We start from the raw sequence: 19,510 nt of genomic DNA, 5'->3' as shown, positions 1-19,510 counted from the left end.
CCTCCACCTTTTACACTGCAACTTACTGAACGCTGCCTGAAGGCCCGCTTTCACCGCGGGCCAGGCGAGTTACCAGCGGGTTTTCTGCATATCAATAACGAAACGATATTTCACATCGCTGGTCAGCATGCGTTCAAAGGCAGTCTCCAACTCTTCACCGGTGATCATCTCTACGTCAGCCGTGATGTTGTGTTCACCACAGAAGTCGAGCATCTGCTGCGTCTCCTGAATGCTGCCGATTGAGGTGCCCGTAATACTCAGGCGGCGGAACACCATTGGCGTGACATTCGGTGACGGATGCGGTTGATCGGGGATCCCCACCAGCACCAGCTGACCGTTGGTCTTCAGCGTACTGAGATAAGGATCGAGGTCATGAGGTGCAGCAACACAGTCAAGTATGATATCCAGCGACGCCTGACACCCGGCCATCTGGGCTGCATCTCGCGAAATCACGACGTTACTGGCACCCAGCCGACGCGCATCCGCCCCTTTCGCCGGAGAGGTCGTAAACAGGGTCACTTCTGCACCCAGCGCACTGGCCAGCTTAACCGCCATATGACCCAGTCCGCCGAGACCGACCACACCTACACGATCGCCTGCTTTGACATTAAAGTGCTGCAAGGGTGACCAGACGGTCACGCCAGCGCACAGCAGCGGAGCAACCGCGTTCAGCGCCAGATTATCCGGTACCGTGACGACGAAATGCTGGTCGGCGATAACATGCTGCGCATAGCCGCCAAACGTCGTGTTGCCGGTATATTTATCGGTGCCGTTATAGGTCGGCGTGAAACCCGCCTCACAATATTGCTCTTCGTGCTGCTTGCAGAAGTGACACTCACGGCAGGAATCGATCATCACGCCAACCCCCACCGTCTGTCCGACAGAGAATTTCGTGACGTTGTCACCCGTTGCAACCACGCGACCAACAATCTCGTGACCGGGCACCAGCGGATAACGGCTGACGCCCCATTCATTGCGTGCCATATGCAGATCAGAGTGGCAGACGCCGCAGTAGAGAATCTCAATTTTTACATCGTCAGCCTGCAGATCGCGTAATTCAACCTGACCTGTCCTGAGTGGTTGACCTGCCTGAGTAGCTACCAGCGCGTTAATTTTCATCTGTTGCCTCTTCTTACCTGATGATCGTAAAGAAAGCGGCACACTATAGACACACGGAACCGCTTTTGATAGTAGTTACCTTTTGGTTACCATGAGATGAAATGGGAAGGCGACTATGCCAGTCTGGGTTGACGGAAAACTCTGTTTTTATGCGGACTCACCGCCACGCCGCCTGCTGGAACTGTTTTCGGTGAAGTGGAGCACAATGGTGCTACATGCGCTTTTTCACTGGCCGGATAATCGGGCGCGTACGGGCGAACTGGAGCGCAGCCTGCAGGGCATCTCAAAGAAAATGCTGATTCAGACGCTGCGTGAGCTGGAGCAGCGCGGACTCGTATCACGCCATGTGTGGCAGGTGGTGCCGCCAAAAGTGGAATACAGCCTCACGGCGCTGGGCCATACCTTCGCACAACCGATTGAGCAGATGTATCAGTGGGGACTGGAGAATCAGGCTGCGCTGGATGAAATGGAAAATCATGCGCGCAGCCATCAGGAGAGTGGCGGATAAAGCGCCGCCCGTTATGCAGATTAACGCGTTTTAGTCGAACGGGAATTCGCGCGCCAGCACGCGCGCAATCACATTCAGCGCGCCTTCATCATTGTTGCTCTGCGTCTGATAGCGTGCCACGGCGGCGACAGCGTCGGCTGCATTGGCCATTGAGAAACTGAAGCAGGCCTGGCGCAGCATCTCGATATCATTCGCGCTGTCGCCAATCGCCAGCACTTCACAATCACTGATGCCCCATTTTTCCTGCAACAGCGCGATGCCGTGGGCTTTATGGCAACCGGGAATGATGAGGTCAATAAAGCCAAAGCCGCTGGAAACCGGATACATGATATTTTCCAGCTCGCCCAGACGCGCATGCAGGCGTTGCAGCAGTGCTTCCACCCCTTCATTCTCCAGCTTTAGCGAGAACTTGAAGATGGTGTCATCAATGGCATACAGGTCATCGCGCTTTTCCAGACGGTGATAGTGGTTTGCCAGCTGGTCCATCACCTCGTCAGAGGCAGAAGAATGCATATAAGCACCATTTCGTCCACAGACCACCACTGCGATGTCGGGTTCATGCGCCAGAATATCGAGGATCTTATGCACCTTCTCCTGCGCTAATTCACCACAGAAAATCTCTTCATTGCAGTCAGAGACCCAGGCACCATTTTCTGCCACGAAAGCGATTTCATCTTTAATGTCGGGAAAATAGCGCTGCAGCTGGTAATACTGATTACCGCTGGCCACCACAAAACGGATGCCCTTCTGCTTCAGCAGCGCATACTGACGTGAAAACCGCTGAACGTTGTATTGCTTGTTATCGTCCAGAAAGGTGCCGTCCATATCCACCGCAATCATCTTAACCGCCATCTCGCCTGCCCCTTTACGTTCGCCGTTCTGTCCTGTCGGCTGATTGATTTGATTCATAAAGCTTACTCGCTGTGTGGATTAATGAGAATGCAAATAGTGACTTTGCTAACGGCTTTCAGAGCGTTCCGGTAGGGAAGTTGTGTTACAGCGCACGTTTTTAATCGTTAAAAGAATGTTAACCTCAGCCGCATATTACGAATGAAGATTATTTTAATTGCATTCGTAACTCAACCCCGAACTTTGAGGAGTGTGAAATGCGTGATGAATCCAGAGCAACACCTTTGCCTGATAACGTTAAGAGCGCTATCCGCGAGATGAAACAGCAGCTACGCCGTCAAATCGGCGACGTCGATGCCCTTTTCGGGCAGGTGTGCGAGAACGTTACTGCCGCGATTGCTGAGGCAAAAGCGGACGAAGCGCGATCCGGCAGTGCCTGGCCAGTGGTGCCGATGGAGGACATTACAGAAGGGAAGGTTTCGGATGAAACCCGGTCGCTGATTAAACGTCGCGGTTGTGTCGTGATCAAGCAGCACTTCGCGCGTGATCAGGCCCTGGCTTGGGATAAGACAATGCTGAATTACCTGGATCACAACCGTTTTGATGCGCAGTATCGCGGTCCCGGTGATGACTTCTTTGGCACGCTCGCTGCCTCACGTCCCGAAATTTACCCGATTTACTGGTCACATGCGCAGATGGAAGCGCGACAGAGTGTGGCGATGGCTGATGCGCAATCGTTTCTGAACCGTTTATGGATGTTTAACTCTCAGGGCAAACAGTGGTTTGATCCCGATGTCAGCGTGATCTATCCCGATCGCATCCGTCGCCGTTTGCCGGGCACGACGTCGAAAGGATTAGGCGCACATACCGACTCCGGCGCGCTGGAACGCTGGTTACTGCCCGCTTACCAGCAGGTTTTCAGCAAGCTGTTTCACGGTGATTTTGCCGCTTACGATCCCTGGGATGCGGCACACCGTACCGACGTTGATGAGTATGACCTGCCTGGCACGACTAAGTGTTCTGTATTCCGCACGTTTCAGGGCTGGACCGCACTCTCTGATATGATCCCCGGTCAGGGTCTGCTGCATGTGGTGCCGGTACCCCAGGCGATGGCGTATATTCTGCTGCGCCCACTGCTTTCCGATGTGCCTGAAGATGAACTCTGTGGCGTCGCGCCGGGTCGGGTGTTACCTGTCACTGCGCAGTGGCATCCGCACCTGATCGCCGGACTCTGTTCAATCCCGGCTCTGGAGGCGGGCGATTCAGTGTGGTGGCACTGTGATGTGATCCATTCCGTTGCACCGGTGGACGATCAGCAGGGCTGGGGCAATGTGATGTATATCCCCGCTGCGCCGATGTGTGATAAAAACCGCGTCTACGCCCGCCAGGTTGCGCAGGCACTGGAACAGGGACGTTCGCCGGGTGATTTTCCGCCGGAAGATTATGAGGCCGGATGGGAGCAACGTTTTAAGCCGGAAGATCTGAATATTAACGGACGTCGTTCACTGGATTTAGCCTGACCCTGACCCCGCGTTGTGCACCGACGCGGGGGATTCCCTGATACACTGCACGTTTTATCCCTGACGAAACCCAATTATGAATCCGCGACATCATCAGATTATTCAACTGGTTAATAGCCGGGGCAGCGTAACGGTCAGTGAACTGGCGCAGCTGACCGGTGTTTCTGAAGTGACGGTGCGTCAGGATCTCACGCTGCTGGAGCGTGACCGACTGCTGCGCCGGGTGCATGGCTCCGCGCTGGCGCTGGACAGTGACAATGTCGGCACCCGCATGAATACCCGCTATCCCACCAAGCAGGCGCTGGCGCAACACGCCGCCAGCCTGGTGCAGACGGGTGAATCGGTATTCATCGAAGGGGGCAGTACCAATGCGCTGCTGGCACGTGCGCTGGCTGACCGTGCCGATCTGACGCTGATCACCGTCAGCCACTATATCGCCCAGCTTCTGCGGGATGCCACGTGTGAAGTCATTGTACTGGGTGGATTGCTGCAGAAAAGCAGTGAGTCGGTGGTCGGCCCGCTGACGCGTTACTCCATTCAGCAGGTCCATTTTCACAGAGCGTTTGTGGGTGTGGATGGCTGGCACCCGGAGACCGGTTTCACCGGCCGCAATATGCTGCGCTGTGATGTGGTGGATGCCGTGCTGGCGAAAGGCGCTGAAAGCTATGCCCTGACCGATTCCTCTAAATTCGGGCAGATTCACCCTTATCCGCTCTCATCCGGTTACCAGGTCGGCCATGTGATTACCGATGAGACGCTGGATGCCGGAACCGTCGCGTATCTCAGAGAACAGGCCATTGAGGTGATACAAATCGCAGCGAATTAAGCGGACCAGGGACCTTTAGTAACGGAATCGCGCAACATCAGGCTGGCCGTAAAAGACGCCTGACTGTGCCAGTCACCGCCATCCAGCATGGTCAGCAGGCGGGTAATCGTCTCATCGATCATCTCCGTCACCGGCAGCTTCATGCTGGATAACGACGGCGTGATATAAGGTGCCAGCGGGATATCATCGAAGCCTATCACCGACACCCGCTCGGGCACCGCGATGCCGCATTCGATCAGCCGCTTGATGGCTCCAATCGCCATCTCATCATTGCTTGCCACCAGCGCCGTGAATGACACATTGCGTTCCAGCAGCTGGTCCACGGCAACCATCCCGCTCTGCGCCGTCCATTTACCCGCCACAATACGGCGGTCATCCGCTTCCAGACCCTGTTCGGCCAGCGCAGCATGATAGCCTGACAGGCGTTCGACGCCGGTCGGGGAATCCAGCGAACCGGTGATAAAGGCGATGTCGCGATGCCCCTGATTCAGCAGATGGGTTACCGCTGTGGCGCTGCTGGCGTGCTGATCGCTGTAAATGCAGTAGCTCTGGTTGACGCGTAGCCGCCGGTTGATGACCATTATCGGCTGTTTATGGCGGGAGATAATCGCATCCAGCGCGTCGATACTCAGAAAGCGCGGGTAGATAATGATGCCGTCACACCGCAGGTCGAGCAAAAACTGAATCGCCGCTTCTTCCTGCTCAGCGGTGTGTTTACCATCTGCCAGAATCAGCTGGCGGCCCTGCTGCTCCATCATGCGTGCGGAGTGCGCCATCAACTCAGTGAAGTAGCTGCCGCTATAGAGCGTATTGGTGATCACCAGTCCGATAGTCTGAGACGTTTTAGTTGCCAGATTGCGGGCCAGCAGATTGGGACGGTAGCCGGTCTCGGCAATCGCCTTTAACACCCTTTCACGCTTCTCCTGCCCGACATAGCCGTTGCCAGAGAGCACACGTGACACTGTCGCTTTTGAGACGCCTGCTCTCTCTGCCACTTCCAGAATTGTTGCCATGGTGAATTTCCCTCGCTGCATCGCTCTGCAGTCTACCTAAGCCTCTCAATGTTGGAAATATTTACCCTGTCTGCTGGTGCAGATACCTGATCCTCCTGAGTGATGAAGTTCACAAAAAATAAATCTGACTGATTTATCCCCTTGTCGGCCCAAAGAAAGCACTTCATGATTTTGTGAAACCGGTTTCCTATTTAACTGATAGCAGCCGCTAAAAACATAAAAATGCTAACCGATTTACCCTACAGAGAAGAACCATCATGCCCATGAACTATGCCGAGGTGTCACGCGCCATTGTCGATGCGCTAGGCGGCCTCACCAATATTGAAGCTGTCACTCACTGTATGACGCGTCTGCGGTTTGTGGTGAAAGATGAAACTCAGGTCGACTATCTTCGCCTTAAAGCGATTAAAGGTGTGATGGGCGTGGTACACAACGACACGCAGTGCCAGGTGATCATTGGTAATAACGTTTCTCAGGCTTATCAGGCGGTACTGGCACTGGGATCGCCCGGTGGGGTAACCACTGAACCGGTGAAGCGCAAAATTACCCTGCGAGGCATCGGCGCGGGCATTCTGGATGCGCTTGTGGGTACCATGTCACCACTCATCCCGGCGATTATTGGCGGATCGATGGTGAAGCTGCTGGCGATGATCCTGGATATGGCTGGCGTGTTTGAGAAAGGCTCGTCAACGCTGGTGATCCTCAACGTGATTGGCGACGGCGCATTCTTCTTCCTGCCGATTATGGTGGCCGCCTCTGCGGCGCTGAAATTCAAAACCAATATGTCGCTGGCAATCGCCATTGCGGGTGTCCTGGTTCACCCCAATTTTGTAGAGCTGATGGCAAAAGCGGCGCAGGGTCAGCCGGTCGAGTTCGCCTTCATTCCGGTGACGGCGGTGAAATATACCTACACGGTGATCCCGGCACTGGTGATGACCTGGATTCTCTCCCACATTGAGCGCGGCGTAGACCGTATTACACCCGCCGTTACGAAGAACTTCCTGAAACCGATGCTGATTGTGCTGATTGCTGCCCCTATTGCGATTGTGCTGATTGGCCCGATTGGCATCTGGATCGGTAGCGGTATTTCCGCGCTGGTTTACACCGTGCATGGCTATCTTGGCTGGCTTTCCGTCGCGATTATGGGTGCCATCTGGCCGCTGCTGGTGATGACCGGGATGCATCGTGTGTTCACACCGACCATCATCCAGACCATTGCCGAAACCGGCAAAGAGGGCATGGTCATGCCGTCAGAGATTGGTGCCAACCTGTCGCTGGGCGGGTCGTCGCTGGCGGTGGCGTTTCGCACAAAAAACCGTGAACTGCGCCAGACGGCGCTGGCAGCGGCGGCTTCAGCCATTATCGCCGGTATTTCTGAACCGGCGCTGTATGGTGTGGCGATTCGTCTGAAACGTCCGCTGATTGCCTGTCTGATCAGCGGTTTTATCTGCGGCGCGGTCGCGGGCATTGGCGGGCTGGCCAGCCACTCAATGGCCTCTCCCGGCCTGTTTACCAGCGTCCAGTTTTTTGACCCCAGCAATCCCATGAGTATCGTCTGGGTCGGCGCGGTCATGGTGTTGTCTGTCGTGCTGTCATTTGTGCTGACGCTGCTGTTAGGGTTTGAAGATATTCCTGAAGCGGAAACTGAAACGAAATCCGAATCCGCGACCGCCGCGCAATCTGCGCCGGTTACTGAACGCACCAACGCGATTAATAGCCACTAAAGGAAAGGGTCACGCTGACCCGGAAAAGAGGATTGCATGTCTGAGTCAAGATTCCCGCAAGGGTTTTTATGGGGCGGCGCGTTAGCCGCCAACCAGAGTGAAGGCGGTTTTCGTGAGGGCGGAAAGGGCTTAACCACCGTCGATATGATCCCGCATGGCCCACACCGTATGGCGGTTAAACTGGGTCTGGAAAAGCGCTTTACCCTGCGTGATGATGAATTTTATCCCAGCCATGATGCCATCGATTTCTATCACCGCTATCCGGAGGATATCGCACTAATGGCGGAAATGGGGTTCAGCGTGTTCCGGACGTCCATTGCCTGGAGCCGCCTCTATCCCAACGGCGACGAACTGACGCCCAACCCGGAAGGCATCGCTTTTTACCGCGCGGTCTTTGAGGAGTGCCGGAAATATAATATCGAACCGCTGGTTACGCTCTGTCATTTCGATGTGCCGATGCATCTGGTGACCGAGTATGGCTCATGGCGCAATCGCAAAATGGTCGACTTCTTTGCGCGCTATGCCCGCAGCTGTTTCGAGGCGTTTGATGGCCTGGTGAAATACTGGCTGACCTTCAACGAGATCAATATTCTGCTGCACAGCCCGTTTTCCGGGGCGGGTCTGGTGTTCGAAGCGGGTGAAAACAGGGAGCAGGTGAAGTATCAGGCGGCACATCACGAACTGGTCGCCAGCGCGCTGGTCACGCGAATCGCGCATGAAGTCAATCCGGCGAATCAGGTCGGCTGCATGCTGGCAGGGGGCAACTTCTATCCATGGTCCAGCAAACCGGAAGATGTCTGGGCAGCGCTGGAAAAGGATCGCGAAAACCTGTTCTTTATTGATGTGCAGGCACGTGGTGCTTATCCGGCTTACGCTGCGCGTGTGTTCCGGGAAAAAGGCGTCACGCTTGAGATCGCTGACGGCGATGCCGAAATCCTGAAAAATAGCGTCGACTTTGTCTCGTTCAGTTATTACGCCTCTCGCTGCGCCTCGGCGGAAATGAACGAGCAGAACAGTAGTGCTGCTAATGTGGTGAAATCCCTGACCAATCCCCATGTGCCACGCAGTGAGTGGGGCTGGGGCATCGATCCGCTGGGCTTACGCATCACCATGAATATGATGTACGACCGCTATCAGAAGCCGCTTTTCCTGGTAGAAAATGGACTGGGCGCGCGCGATGAAATCGATGCGAATGGCGAGATCAATGACGACTATCGCATCAGCTATCTGCGGGAGCATATCCGTGCCATGGGCGATGCCATTGAAGATGGCGTGCCGGTGATGGGTTATACCAGCTGGGGCTGCATCGATCTGGTTGCCGCCTCAACCGGTGAAATGAGCAAGCGCTACGGTTTCATCTACGTTGACCGCGACGATCTGGGCAACGGCACGCTGGCGCGCACGCGGAAGAAATCTTTCTGGTGGTATAAGAAAGTGATTGCCAGTAACGGGGCTGATCTTGCGTGACATTGTCACATAAAAGTCATCTCTGAATGACCTGTCCCGCATCAGCCGTGCCGGAGCAGAACGCTCACGCATACATTGTGCTCCGGCAATAATTGTCGTATAACAAATGCCTCCGAGGGGTGTCCTGTAATGGGCTGAGATGGCGCAAGCCGAACCCTTTGAACCTGATCTGGGTCATGCCAGCGAAGGGACGGGTCGGCAGATTTATCTGCCTCATCTCCTGCTCTATCCCCTGTTCCAGACCGTATGCCCGGATCTCCCTGCTACTGGAGATCCTATGTTACATCCGCTTTTCAAAACCGGCTTTTATGGACGTCTGCGCCAGCAGGCGGGCACGCAATGGCACGATTATGTCAGACACAATTTTGTGCAGCAGCTCGGTCAGGGTACGCTGCCACCCGCCGCTTTCCGCCACTATCTCACCCAGGATTATCTTTTCCTGCTGCACTTCGCCCGTGCGTGGGGCCTGTTGATCAGTAAACTCTCTGAACCGGCTGCGTTACGCAGCGCGACGGCATCGCTGAACGCCATTGTCAGCGAACTGCCGCTGCATCTCGCTTACTGCCAGCAATGGGGCATCAGCGAAGAGGCGGTTGCAGGCGAACCTGAGGCAACGGAAACAATCAACTATACCCGTTACGTGCTGGACGTGGGTCACACCGGAGATGTGCTGGAGCTGATGACGGCGCTGATGCCGTGCGTCGCCGGTTATGCAGAAATCGGCCTGAGGCTGCTGGACGATCCGGCGACCCGCTTAGAGGGGAATCCTTACGCCGCATGGATTGAGAATTACGGCGATGAATCCTACCTGGCGGGCGTAGGTTCCTCACTGTTGCTGTTTGAAACCCTGGCCCAGCAGCGCGCCGGTGAACAACGTATCAACTCACTGTCGGAGATTTTTACTACCGCAACCCGGCTGGAAGCCGCATTCTGGCAGATGGGTCTTAATCACGCTGACTGTCTGCGGGTCAGCTCATGAGGCCGTTGAACGATGCCGTGCCTCCGGGTATTTCCGTTCGCCAGCTCTGCCTGACGCTGGATCAGCGGCCCTTGTTCAGCGAGCTTAATCTGGATATCGTCGGCGGTGCATTTACCGCTTTGCTGGGTGCCAGCGGCGTAGGTAAAAGCAGCCTGATGCGGGTGATTGCCGGTCTGACGCCGCCCACTTCGGGACAGATTAACGGCAGCGATGGTCTGCCGCTGGCCGGACGCATCGCCTGGATGGGGCAACAGGATTTGCTCTATCCGTGGCTGACGGTGGAACAGAACGTCTGCCTCGCCAGCCGTCTGAAAGGTAAGAAAGCCGATCGCGACCTGGCGCAGCATCTGCTGGCACGGGTGGGACTGAGCCACTGTGCCCGTGCGCGACCCGCGACGCTTTCGGGCGGGATGCGTCAGCGAGTAGCGCTGGCGCGTACCCTCTACACCCGTCAGCCGATTGTGCTGATGGATGAGCCTTTCTCCGCGCTGGATGCACTGACCCGGACACAGATCCAGACCCTGGCGGCAGAGGTGCTGGTCGGTCATACCGTGCTGCTGATCACTCATGATGCCGCGGAAGCCTGTCGCCTCAGTCATCACCTGCTGGTAATGGGTGCAGCAGGCATTGATACCTGCCCGCCACTCCGGGGCCTGCCACCACGGGCAGCAGACGACATCAGCGTGATCCAGAGTCAGGCCACTTTGCTGAAGCAGCTAAGCAGGCTGGGCGGATGAGATTACGTTTCGCCGCGCTTCGCCGTGGAGTCATGCTCTCTGCCGGATTGATTGCGCTGTGGTGGCTCGCCACACTTACTTCCGTTCCGGCCTTTCTGCTGCCCTCGCCCGCTGCGGTTGCTAGCGCACTGTGGGACAACGCTGACTATCTGAGCCATCACAGCCTGATTACCCTGACTGAAATCCTCAGCGGTATGGCCCTCGGCGTGCTGCTGGGCGCGATGCTGGCACTGGGCATGACCTTTTCGCCGTGGTTACAGCGCTGGATGATGCCGCTGGTGATCACCAGCCAGGCGATTCCGGTATTTGCCCTCGCACCGCTATTGGTGCTCTGGTTTGGCTTTGGCATGAGCGCCAAAGTCGCAATGGCGGTACTGGTGATCTTCTTTCCTGTAACCTCCGCTTTTTTTGATGGCCTGCGTCGCGCAACACCCGGCTATCTCGATCTGGCTCGCACGATGGGCGCTTCACGCATAGCACAACTGCGTCATGTCCGGCTGTTAGCCGCACTGCCTGCCCTGGGTTCGGGCTTACGGATGGCAGCGGCCGTCGCGCCGATCGGTGCCATCATTGGTGAATGGGTCGGATCGGCTGAAGGGCTGGGCTACGTGATGCTGAATGCCAACGCCCGGATGCAGAGCGACCTCTGTTTCGCCGCCCTGTTTATTCTGGTGCTGATGACGCTGACACTCTGGCTGATTATCGATCTTCTGCTTCGCCGCCTGATTACCTGGACTCCCGAGCCACACTGACGACCCTACTGATGAGAAAACCTATGACTAAAACGCCCCTGATTGTCCTGCTGTTCAGCGCTGCCTTAACCTCACAGACTCAGGCGATGGAAAAACTGACGCTGGTGCTCGACTGGTATATCAACCCCGATCATGCACCCATTATGGTGGCTCAGCAGACCGGTGCGTTTGCCGCTGAGGGTCTGGAGGTTAACATTGTGCCGCCTTCCGACCCCGCGCTACCGCCGCGTCTGGTGGCCGCTAAGCAGGCGGACTTAGCGCTAACGTATCAGCCGCAGCTGCATTTCTTCGCCGACCAGGGTCTGCCGCTGGTGCGGGTGGGCACGCTGATTAATACGCCGCTGAATACGCTGATAACGCTGGACAAAGCGGTGAAAAAACCAGCGGATTTAAAAGGAAAACGCATTGGCTATTCAGTCAGCGGCATTGAAGAAGCAACGCTGGCGACCATGCTGAGCCATGACGGCATTAAGGCCGATCAGGTAAAGCGGGTTAACGTCAATTTTCAGCTCACCAGCGCTCTGATGACCGGACAGGTTGATGCGGTCATTGGCGGCTATCGCAATATCGAAGCACTGGAAATGAAACTTGCTGGCAACGATCCGGTGGTATGGAACGTCGAGGATTATGGCGTGCCGGCCTATGACGAGCTGATAATCGTTGCTAACCGTGATGAGGCGCATTCGGCGAAAATTAAAAAATTTCTGCGGGCACTGAAGAAGGGAAATGCACAGTTGCAGGCACATTCTGAAGAGAGCTGGCAGGCATTTGCACAGGCGCATCCGGAGCTGAACACACCACTAAATCATCAGGCATGGCAGGCCACGCTGCCGCTGTTCGCCGCCGATCCGGCAAAACTGGATCGCGCACGCTATCAGACTTATGAGCAATTTTTGTTTGATAACAAGCTGATTAAACACATTACGCCGGTTGAGCGTTACGCTATCGGCAGTGAGTGATAAGCGCGCCCGCAGCGGATGCTGCGGGCGGGTTGACTAGCGTGACTTCTGATAAAGCCAGTGTTCAATGTCGCTGGCTGGCAGCGGTTTTGAAAAGAAGTAGCCCTGAATCTGATCGCAGCCGTAGGTTTTCAGCAGTCCCAGCGTGGCTTCTGCTTCCACACCTTCGGCCAGTACGGTGTAATTCAGCTCTTTGAGCATTTGGATAATGCATCTGACGATGATTTTAGATGCGTCGTCCTCGCCCATACGCGAGATCAGCGATCGGTCGATCTTAATCACATCCAGCGGGATATCCTGCAGGTAACTGATATTGCTGTAGCCAGTGCCGAAATCATCCAGTGAGATCATAAAGCCGTGTGATTTCAGCGCTTCCAGCCCTTTGATCGCCACATCACTTTTGGTGATCAGCTCATTCTCCAGACACTCGATACCCATAATCGAGTTAGGTAACTGCGCTGCCGCTAATTTCGCCACCAGCTGATCGGCAAAATCGGGCCTGGCAAAGTCGCGCTCACTGACGTTGATCGAGACCGGAATCAGGTCGTACTCACGATTCCAGCGCGCCAGTTGCTCAACAGCGTGATCGATAACCCAGTTGGTCAAATCGGAGATCAGGTTGGTTTTGCCAGCTAACGGAATAAATTCTGATGGGAAAAGCTCACCCCGCTCAGGGTGATTCCAGCGTATCAGCGCCTCCAGCCCGACCGTTTTACCGGTTTTGAGACACACTTTGGGCTGCCAGGCGAGATAGAGCTCTTCATCTTTCTTTAGCGCCTGAGCCAGATCGTTCATGATCATAAAGTCATCAGTGCGCCGAGAGTCGTAACTCTCGTCAAACGACATCGCACTGATATTCTCATCAATCGCTTCATGTAACGCGCTGACGGCCTGACGCACCGTTTCGTTGGCATCCATCTGTTCAGGTACAAACTCTGTTTCGCCGGTAAAGACATCCAGGTCGAGCGTGATATTTTCCGCCAGGTCGGCCCGCATGCCTTTAAACAGATCGATCATGTTATGCGCTGAATAACGACCTGAGTAAGGCTGAACAATGGCGAAACGGCCAGGAGCGAATGAGTAGAGCGCCTCGCTCTCAGACAGATTGAGCCGGTGTGCCACATCCTGAGCCATCTGTCTGAGCAATTTTTCCATCGGCGCAATGCCCACCGCGCGGGAAAGCTCATACGCGCGAATGATATCGAGGCAGTCAATCAGGATCAGGCGAAAACGGCTGTGGGGCGCGGTAACGGTCAGTTGCTGAATATCACGAATCAGCTTTGGGCGATTTGGCAGGTGCGTTATGACATCGGCAAAACCTGCGTTGTTCCAGGCATCCAGAAAAGAAGTCACCAGCGTCGCCAGTGAGCGTAGCGTGGCGAGTTTCTCATCTGCAAAAGGATGTGGCTGCGTGTCGGTCACGCAGAGCGTGCCCAGCATCGCGCCGTCGATATTCTGCAGCGAAACGCCCGCATAGAAACGAATATGCGGAGCGCCTTTTACAAACGGGTGCGTGACAAAGCGCTCATCCAGTAAGGTGTCAACCACTACCAGGTGCCCCTCACCATCCACGACGTGGCGGCAGAGAGACTCATCACGAGTTGATTGTTTAAGATCGAAATTCCGTGACGCTTTAATGTATTGATTATGATCGTCAATAATCGAAATGAAGCTGCCCGAAATACCCAGCACCTGACTGGCGAGATTCACGAATCTCGCCAGCACTTTATCCCGGGCTTCATCCGGTGACAGAAGTGCTTTGATCGCGCTCAGACGTTTTACGTCGCTGCCATTTTGCTCGTTATGCACTGAAACCTCTCCTATGCAGGCGCAAAAATCGAAATAAATTTAGCTTAACAATGCTCAATTAGCGCCCAATTATCAGATAAATAGCGGCTCAATCTGACAGTACTTTCACAGCGAAACAGTGTCGCACGATATCTGATCGCTGTCGAAATCATTTAACGCTCTTCTTTCATGCGTGCAACCTGCGGTGTCTCCGTCCTGAAGCCAAGACCGATCAGGCGGCCCAGCACAAAACGCAGAAACGGCAGGCGACGGATAATCGCCGGAACTTTACTGCTGCCCGCAGCTTTTCTTCTGGCTTTGTTGCGGCTCATTTTAATCTGCAGAAACTGCGTGGCGACAGTGGGGAACTGACGGCGCTTCTGCACTTTTTCCAGATCGCGCAGCTGCAGCTCACCGCTTTTCAGAGGGGCGGTAAGGAGATTCGCCGTCGCCACCGCATCCTGAATAGCCAGATTGACGCCAACCCCGCCAATCGGCGACATGGCATGCGCAGCATCACCAATGCAGAGCACGCCAGGTTTCGCCCACTTATCCAGCCGGTCAATTTTTATCGACAGCAGCTTAAACGCCTCCCAGCTCTTGATTTCCGTCATACGCGTTGACTCAAAAGGCGACACCGCCGCCACCTCTGCTTTAAATGCGTCAAGACCGGCGGCCTGTTTCGCCTTAAACTCCCCTTTCGGAATGGTCAGACCGCACTGCCAGTAGTCGCCACGATCGATAACAATGAAGTTCTGCTTCGGCCCTTTATGCCCCATGCCCAGCTCAGGATCCTGCGGCTGCTTACTTAAGCGGAACCAGATAACATCGCGCGCAGCGCCAAATTCCTGTCCGATCAGCCCGGCCGCGTCACGTACGCGCGAATGGCGACCGTCAGCACCGACCACCAGTTTGCAGCGGATATGCAACTGCTGATTGCCGCGTGAAGCCGTCACGCCGCTGACCGTGCCATTTTCTTCGATCAGCGATTCGAAGGCAGTCGACTGCAGCAGGCTGAAGGCCGGATAGCGGGCACTCTGCCCGGCCATATAGTTCAGGAAATCCCACTGCGGCATGAAGGCAATAAAACGACACTGAACCGGCAGACGTGAGAAGTCAGCCATCGTAATGCTTTGTCCTGCAATTTCCGCCTCCAGCTTTTCGGCTCGCTGATGCGGTAGTGTCAGGAAGGATTCCAGCAGTCCGAGCTGATGCATTATTTCCAGCGTCGAAGGGTGGATGGTGTCACCGCGAAAGTCGTGAAGAAAGTCGGCGTGCTTTTCGATGACGACGATGCGCAGGCCCGCGCGGGCAAACAAATAGCCCAGCATCAACCCGGCCGGGCCACCGCCGACGATACAGCAGTCAGCGGTAAGAATTTCAGTGGAATGTGGCTGCATGTCAGCTCCCTGTCGCGCCAGTATTGCTATGATTATTGCGTCAACCGTGGCGACATTGCCGCACCCGGTCGATGGTGCTGCTCAGGCTCAACACTCAATGCGATTAAACTCAACTGTAAACTGCCGAAGAGCCTTTCCTGTCCTCAGCAGTCAGGAGATCATCATGAACATGATCCGCAATACGCTGTTTATGCTGCTGTCAGTCTGTCCCATGCTTGTGGCCGCCGGGCCCTATGAAACGCTGCAGTTTACACTGCGTCAGCAGCAGATAACCGATGATCTGCGCCAGAAGTGTCAGATACCTCCAGCCTACTCAGATGAAAAACTGCGCCAGACATTTCTCAATGACAAGCAGAACCTGAAACAGAATCAGCTCACGCTGACCGCCGCGGCTCAGGCGCTGAGAAACCAGGACAACCCAGCCTACCGCGAACGCATGGCGCAAGTGGTTTGTCCACCGCAGACCGATTAACTCTTTTCCCGGCTGGAATTGATCCTGACGTTTGTTTTCACCTTATCACTCAGTAAACTGGCACGCTGGTCTGATTGAACAAGAATGCCTCTCAATGAATGAAGAATCACCGCAGCCGGTTTATGTTCCCCGTTCCCTGGCGGCGCGCAGCCGGATGTTTCGCGCCCTGCTCTATCGTGACAAAACGCCGCTGGCGATGCTGTTTTGCGCCGCGCTGGTCGGGACGCTGGTCGGTCTGGCGGGCGTGGCATTTGCCCGGGCCGTTGAAGCAATACAGCAGTGGCGCGCCGATACGCTTATCCCCGCGCATTTTCAGGGCTGGATGCTCTACGCCGCCGCTTTTACCATTTCGGCATTGCTGGCGATGGTCGGCTATTTTCTTGTCAGACGTTTTGCGCCCGAAGCGGGTGGCTCCGGCATTCCCGAAATTGAAGGGGCGCTGGAAGAGCTGAGACCCGTGCGCTGGTGGCGGGTGATACCGGTGAAATTTTTTGGCGGCATGGGCACGCTGGGTGCCGGCATGGTGCTGGGACGTGAAGGCCCGACGGTGCAGCTGGGCGGCAACATTGGCCGCATGGTGATTGATGTTCTGGGGATGCGCAGCAACGAAGCGCGTCATACGCTGCTGGCAACGGGCGCGGCTGCGGGCCTGGCCGCCGCGTTTAACGCGCCGCTGGCGGGCATACTGTTCATTATCGAGGAGATGCGCCCACAGTTTCGCTATAACCTGATTTCGATTAAAGCGGTGTTTACCGGTGTGATTATGGCCAGCATCGTATTTCGCTGTTTCAACGGTGAACAGGCGGTGATTTCCGTTGGCAAACTGGCTGATGCGCCGGTGCAGACGCTGTGGATGTATCTGGTGCTGGGTATGATCATCGGCATGGTCGGCGTGCTGTTTAACCGCCTGATATTTATTACGCAAGACCTGTTTGCACGCTTTTATGCCGGCAAAACGGCACGCGTGGTGCTGGCGGGTGCATTACTGGGTGGTGGCTGCGGTGTTCTGGCGCTATTGTTCGCACCTGGTGCAGGCGGCGGCTCAGAACTGATTCCACAGGCGGTTCATAGTGTGTTCCCGTTCACCCTGCTAATGCTCATCTTCATGGTCAGACTGCTCACCACCCTGCTCTGTTTTGGCTCAGGTGCGCCGGGCGGTATTTTTGCGCCGATGCTGGCACTGGGCACGCTGCTCGGCACAACCTTTGGGGTAGCGATGACGGACCTGTTCCCGTTGTATCATCTGGACGCAGGGACCTTTGCGATTGCCGGGATGGGCGCACTGTTTGCGGCTTCGGTAAGGGCACCGCTAACCGGGATCGTGCTGGTGCTGGAGATGACCGATAACTATCAGCTGATACTGCCGATGATCATTACCTGTCTGGGCGCGACGCTGCTGGCGCAGTTTCTGGGGGGAAAACCACTCTATTCATCCATACTGGCCCGCACGCTGGCACGCCAGGCCGAAGCGACCCGCCCATAGCGGCGGGTCGTGCTATCAGTTACTTACCCTCAAAATAGTCAGCAGGCATCTGCCCCGGTGCCTGATTGATCACTTCATCGTTATCCGGCCCTTCGTTTTTCATGTAAGTCACTTTCGCAAACTCAGGAATGATCACATAAGGATAAGCCGGGCCTTCGTCGCGGAAGCGGTGCATATCTTCAATGAAGTCATTCTGATAGCAGATGGTTTTTTCCGGATGCTGGCCTTCACCGGCGATCCACTGCGGGAAGAAAATAGTGCCGTGAACAAGAGTGCGATTCAGATCAAACAGCAGGCTGACGCAGGTGCCGGTGGGTTCATGCCAGTCTACTTTATAGATGCCGGGTGCAAACTGCACTGCGTGCATTTTCTGGTTAGTCACCCAACGACCACCCACCAGCCCCTGATGAATACGGTAGTCGCAGGTCGTTTCATTGCGCGCGTACCACTCATATTTCCAGCCATTATCATAGGTATAAACAAAATGTGTGCCAACGAACTGAGACAGGTCGCTGGAGATATCCTCTGGAGATTCTGTAGACATTTTAACCTCTGTTAAAGTAACGCATAACCTATGCGCCGTTGGATTTAATAAAAGCTAAAGCGCAAGTAATCGGTGAATACTGACTATGGCGCAGATTATCGATTTTGCCATAAGCGACCCGGCAGACATTTGATTATTCCAGTGCTTTTCGCTGTTCGTCATCATGACGACCGATTTTAATCAGCGCATAGCGTTTAATCAGATGAAGACGGCAGACCGCATCAGCGCTGGAGCTTGCAAATGTTTCATAAGCAAACCGTGAAAGGATTGACTTCGGGGAGTTTAGTATCAACAAAAAATGCGGTCGGCATCTTCTGCTTGAGCTGATCTTAGCCAGGGAAGGCTTAAAGAATAATGAAAGAGTTAATGATTTTTAGTTCTGCCGAATCAGCGCAGGACAGCATTCGTCAAAGAGTGGCTTACGATGGCACAACTGCATCAGCTCTGCCATATAACTGATATGTCTTGTTATGAGTCGATGTGATGTTCATTGCTGAGCTCAACGCTTAGGGTGTTGCGCACGGTAGATGCCAGCAACACTCCAGATGACCCTGCTAAAGCCACGTCTTATGACGACTCTCAGCAGAGCAAGGACCCCTGATGCGAAGCGAAGGAGAAGATGCCTGAACTGAAGAAAAATGAAGCATACGCGAATGCGGCAGGTAGTGGTTAACGGGAAAGAATTCGAAAATGAGAATCAATAATGACCCAACTGCAAAATCTGACAGACAGGCTTAAATGATAAAAGCCCTGACAGGAATAGTCAGGGCTTTTAAGGTACTACACATTTAGCATTTAACATTAACTAACTTAATTGATAGATACTGCTTCGGTACTGCTATTTATGAACAGATCCTGCGGATAATAATGATCACGATACAGAAATGTCATTATCATTAGCGGTTTCAACCACCTGATAGTCTTAAATGAGACAAAGACAGGTCAGGCCCGTATAAATCTGCACACCCCCATCGCGATATATACTCTTTGATGCGTTGCCTTACTTTCATTACGACATTAAACCGCAATCGTATCCTGTCGTAACGTAACGTTCAGAACTACGAGGCCTTACATCATCGCGACGCGATACTACAAACGTCCTGTTGCATGCTTTTTGCTACTAACATCCAACGACAGACTTCTTAAAGACTTACTTCGACTCCATTTAACAGGGTTATCATTAACTAACGAACAGTTTCAAAGAACAATGTTTAACAGAACCACCGACAACATCAACTCAAAAATTTGTCGGCACCTTTACTCATAACGCCTTTGGTTTTTCAGTCTATCAGGGCAACTGTATGCCGCTGAAGAGTCCTACTTTACGGATAGGAAAAATGATGTCAACACTGGTTTTAAAAACATGTTTA

At 54.6% G+C, this 19,510-nt stretch carries 17 protein-coding genes and 1 riboswitch; of the genes, 11 read left to right on the top strand and 6 right to left on the bottom strand.

All coding sequences use genetic code 11. The features are described 5' to 3' along the window. Window positions 1-69: 69 nt before the first annotated feature. Entirely contained in the window at window positions 70-1,119 is a 1,050-nt protein-coding gene (locus F3I20_RS06575; RefSeq protein ID WP_150037430.1) for an NAD(P)-dependent alcohol dehydrogenase, read from the bottom strand. 115 nt (window positions 1,120-1,234) lie between these two features. On the opposite strand from F3I20_RS06575, the gene F3I20_RS06570 reads away from it, so the two are divergent. Beyond that, entirely contained in the window at window positions 1,235-1,627 is a 393-nt protein-coding gene (locus tag F3I20_RS06570; RefSeq protein ID WP_150037431.1) for a winged helix-turn-helix transcriptional regulator, read from the top strand. A gap of 30 nt (window positions 1,628-1,657) precedes the next feature. Here the strand turns inward: F3I20_RS06570 and F3I20_RS06565 are convergent, their stop codons facing one another. Beyond that, window positions 1,658-2,479: a Cof-type HAD-IIB family hydrolase gene (locus F3I20_RS06565; protein WP_150037460.1), complete on the bottom strand. Its 822-nt coding sequence runs from the start codon at window positions 2,477-2,479 to the stop codon at window positions 1,658-1,660. A 254-nt stretch (window positions 2,480-2,733) separates the two neighbouring features. On the opposite strand from F3I20_RS06565, the gene F3I20_RS06560 reads away from it, so the two are divergent. Both F3I20_RS06560 and F3I20_RS06555 read left to right on the top strand, forming a co-directional pair. Next, on the top strand, window positions 2,734-3,996 hold the full coding sequence (locus F3I20_RS06560; protein WP_150037432.1) for a DUF1479 domain-containing protein: 1,263 nt from the start codon (window positions 2,734-2,736) through the stop codon (window positions 3,994-3,996). Window positions 3,997-4,072: 76 nt separating this feature from the next. Beyond that, window positions 4,073-4,822 (top strand): DeoR/GlpR family DNA-binding transcription regulator, encoded by a 750-nt coding sequence (locus tag F3I20_RS06555; protein WP_150011649.1) that lies wholly within the window; start codon window positions 4,073-4,075, stop codon window positions 4,820-4,822. On the opposite strand, the gene F3I20_RS06550 is transcribed toward F3I20_RS06555, so the two are convergent. Next, the gene (locus F3I20_RS06550; RefSeq protein ID WP_150011651.1) at window positions 4,819-5,835 is read right to left on the bottom strand and encodes a LacI family DNA-binding transcriptional regulator; all 1,017 of its coding nucleotides are present in this window, start codon (window positions 5,833-5,835) and stop codon (window positions 4,819-4,821) included. The genes F3I20_RS06555 and F3I20_RS06550 overlap by 4 nt on opposite strands. 257 nt (window positions 5,836-6,092) lie before the next feature. Between F3I20_RS06550 and ascF the strand changes: the two genes are divergently transcribed. From ascF to F3I20_RS06520, 6 genes are all read left to right on the top strand, one after another. Then, the gene (gene ascF / locus F3I20_RS06545) at window positions 6,093-7,559 is read left to right on the top strand and encodes a PTS cellobiose/arbutin/salicin transporter subunit IIBC (protein WP_150037433.1); all 1,467 of its coding nucleotides are present in this window, start codon (window positions 6,093-6,095) and stop codon (window positions 7,557-7,559) included. 36 nt (window positions 7,560-7,595) lie between these two features. After that, window positions 7,596-9,026 carry a 6-phospho-beta-glucosidase gene (locus F3I20_RS06540; protein WP_150037434.1) on the top strand — a complete coding sequence of 477 codons (1,431 nt, stop codon included), beginning with the start codon at window positions 7,596-7,598 and terminating at the stop codon, window positions 9,024-9,026. Window positions 9,027-9,131: 105 nt separating this feature from the next. After that, a riboswitch (TPP riboswitch) is annotated at window positions 9,132-9,234 on the top strand. 69 nt (window positions 9,235-9,303) lie between these two features. Next, window positions 9,304-10,005, top strand: a complete 702-nt coding sequence (gene tenA, locus F3I20_RS06535; protein WP_150037435.1) for a thiaminase II — start codon at window positions 9,304-9,306, stop codon at window positions 10,003-10,005. After that, entirely contained in the window at window positions 10,002-10,742 is a 741-nt protein-coding gene (locus tag F3I20_RS06530; protein ID WP_150037436.1) for an ABC transporter ATP-binding protein, read from the top strand. Before tenA ends, F3I20_RS06530 begins: the two co-directional genes overlap by 4 nt. Further along, on the top strand, window positions 10,739-11,494 hold the full coding sequence (locus F3I20_RS06525; protein ID WP_150037437.1) for an ABC transporter permease: 756 nt from the start codon (window positions 10,739-10,741) through the stop codon (window positions 11,492-11,494). The genes F3I20_RS06530 and F3I20_RS06525 overlap by 4 nt, the downstream gene beginning before the upstream one ends. A 23-nt stretch (window positions 11,495-11,517) precedes the next feature. Next, a complete protein-coding gene (locus F3I20_RS06520; RefSeq protein ID WP_150037438.1) occupies window positions 11,518-12,453 on the top strand; it encodes an ABC transporter substrate-binding protein in 936 nt (311 codons plus the stop codon). A 36-nt stretch (window positions 12,454-12,489) separates the two neighbouring features. On the opposite strand, the gene F3I20_RS06515 is transcribed toward F3I20_RS06520, so the two are convergent. Together F3I20_RS06515 and F3I20_RS06510 are read right to left on the bottom strand one after the other, a co-directional pair. Next, on the bottom strand, window positions 12,490-14,262 hold the full coding sequence (locus tag F3I20_RS06515; protein ID WP_150037439.1) for a sensor domain-containing phosphodiesterase: 1,773 nt from the start codon (window positions 14,260-14,262) through the stop codon (window positions 12,490-12,492). Between the two features lie 152 nt (window positions 14,263-14,414). Beyond that, window positions 14,415-15,641, bottom strand: a complete 1,227-nt coding sequence (locus tag F3I20_RS06510) for an FAD-dependent oxidoreductase (RefSeq protein WP_150037440.1) — start codon at window positions 15,639-15,641, stop codon at window positions 14,415-14,417. Between the two features lie 163 nt (window positions 15,642-15,804). Between F3I20_RS06510 and F3I20_RS06505 the strand changes: the two genes are divergently transcribed. Beyond that, entirely contained in the window at window positions 15,805-16,113 is a 309-nt protein-coding gene (locus F3I20_RS06505; RefSeq protein ID WP_150011669.1) for a YicS family protein, read from the top strand. Window positions 16,114-16,207: 94 nt separating this feature from the next. Then, entirely contained in the window at window positions 16,208-17,596 is a 1,389-nt protein-coding gene (gene clcA / locus F3I20_RS06500) for a H(+)/Cl(-) exchange transporter ClcA (RefSeq protein ID WP_150037441.1), read from the top strand. Between the two features lie 19 nt (window positions 17,597-17,615). Here the strand turns inward: clcA and F3I20_RS06495 are convergent, their stop codons facing one another. Further along, window positions 17,616-18,140: a phenolic acid decarboxylase gene (locus F3I20_RS06495; RefSeq protein ID WP_150037442.1), complete on the bottom strand. Its 525-nt coding sequence runs from the start codon at window positions 18,138-18,140 to the stop codon at window positions 17,616-17,618. Between the last annotated feature and the right edge of the window lie 1,370 nt (window positions 18,141-19,510).

This window comes from Candidatus Pantoea gossypiicola (assembly GCF_008632075.1).
In the GTDB taxonomy this organism is placed as follows: Bacteria; Pseudomonadota; Gammaproteobacteria; order Enterobacterales; family Enterobacteriaceae; genus Pantoea; species Pantoea gossypiicola.
The sequence above is the reverse complement of the archived record's forward strand: the minus strand, read 5'-3'. Positions and strand labels throughout refer to the sequence as shown.

What these genes read in the sequence shown, in the direction of transcription:
- F3I20_RS06510 (WP_150037440.1), bottom strand. Translation starts at nt 15,641, where the DNA reads ATGCAGCCACATTCCACTGAAATTCTTACCGCTGACTGCTGTATCGTC.
- F3I20_RS06555 (WP_150011649.1), top strand. Translation starts at nt 4,073, where the DNA reads ATGAATCCGCGACATCATCAGATTATTCAACTGGTTAATAGCCGGGGC.
- F3I20_RS06495 (WP_150037442.1), bottom strand. Translation starts at nt 18,140, where the DNA reads ATGTCTACAGAATCTCCAGAGGATATCTCCAGCGACCTGTCTCAGTTC.
- tenA (WP_150037435.1), top strand. Translation starts at nt 9,304, where the DNA reads ATGTTACATCCGCTTTTCAAAACCGGCTTTTATGGACGTCTGCGCCAG.
- clcA (WP_150037441.1), top strand. Translation starts at nt 16,208, where the DNA reads ATGAATGAAGAATCACCGCAGCCGGTTTATGTTCCCCGTTCCCTGGCG.
- F3I20_RS06505 (WP_150011669.1), top strand. Translation starts at nt 15,805, where the DNA reads ATGAACATGATCCGCAATACGCTGTTTATGCTGCTGTCAGTCTGTCCC.
- F3I20_RS06575 (WP_150037430.1), bottom strand. Translation starts at nt 1,119, where the DNA reads ATGAAAATTAACGCGCTGGTAGCTACTCAGGCAGGTCAACCACTCAGG.
- F3I20_RS06565 (WP_150037460.1), bottom strand. Translation starts at nt 2,479, where the DNA reads ATGGCGGTTAAGATGATTGCGGTGGATATGGACGGCACCTTTCTGGAC.
- F3I20_RS06520 (WP_150037438.1), top strand. Translation starts at nt 11,518, where the DNA reads ATGACTAAAACGCCCCTGATTGTCCTGCTGTTCAGCGCTGCCTTAACC.
- F3I20_RS06550 (WP_150011651.1), bottom strand. Translation starts at nt 5,835, where the DNA reads ATGGCAACAATTCTGGAAGTGGCAGAGAGAGCAGGCGTCTCAAAAGCG.
- F3I20_RS06525 (WP_150037437.1), top strand. Translation starts at nt 10,739, where the DNA reads ATGAGATTACGTTTCGCCGCGCTTCGCCGTGGAGTCATGCTCTCTGCC.
- F3I20_RS06560 (WP_150037432.1), top strand. Translation starts at nt 2,734, where the DNA reads ATGCGTGATGAATCCAGAGCAACACCTTTGCCTGATAACGTTAAGAGC.
- F3I20_RS06570 (WP_150037431.1), top strand. Translation starts at nt 1,235, where the DNA reads ATGCCAGTCTGGGTTGACGGAAAACTCTGTTTTTATGCGGACTCACCG.
- ascF (WP_150037433.1), top strand. Translation starts at nt 6,093, where the DNA reads ATGCCCATGAACTATGCCGAGGTGTCACGCGCCATTGTCGATGCGCTA.
- F3I20_RS06540 (WP_150037434.1), top strand. Translation starts at nt 7,596, where the DNA reads ATGTCTGAGTCAAGATTCCCGCAAGGGTTTTTATGGGGCGGCGCGTTA.
- F3I20_RS06530 (WP_150037436.1), top strand. Translation starts at nt 10,002, where the DNA reads ATGAGGCCGTTGAACGATGCCGTGCCTCCGGGTATTTCCGTTCGCCAG.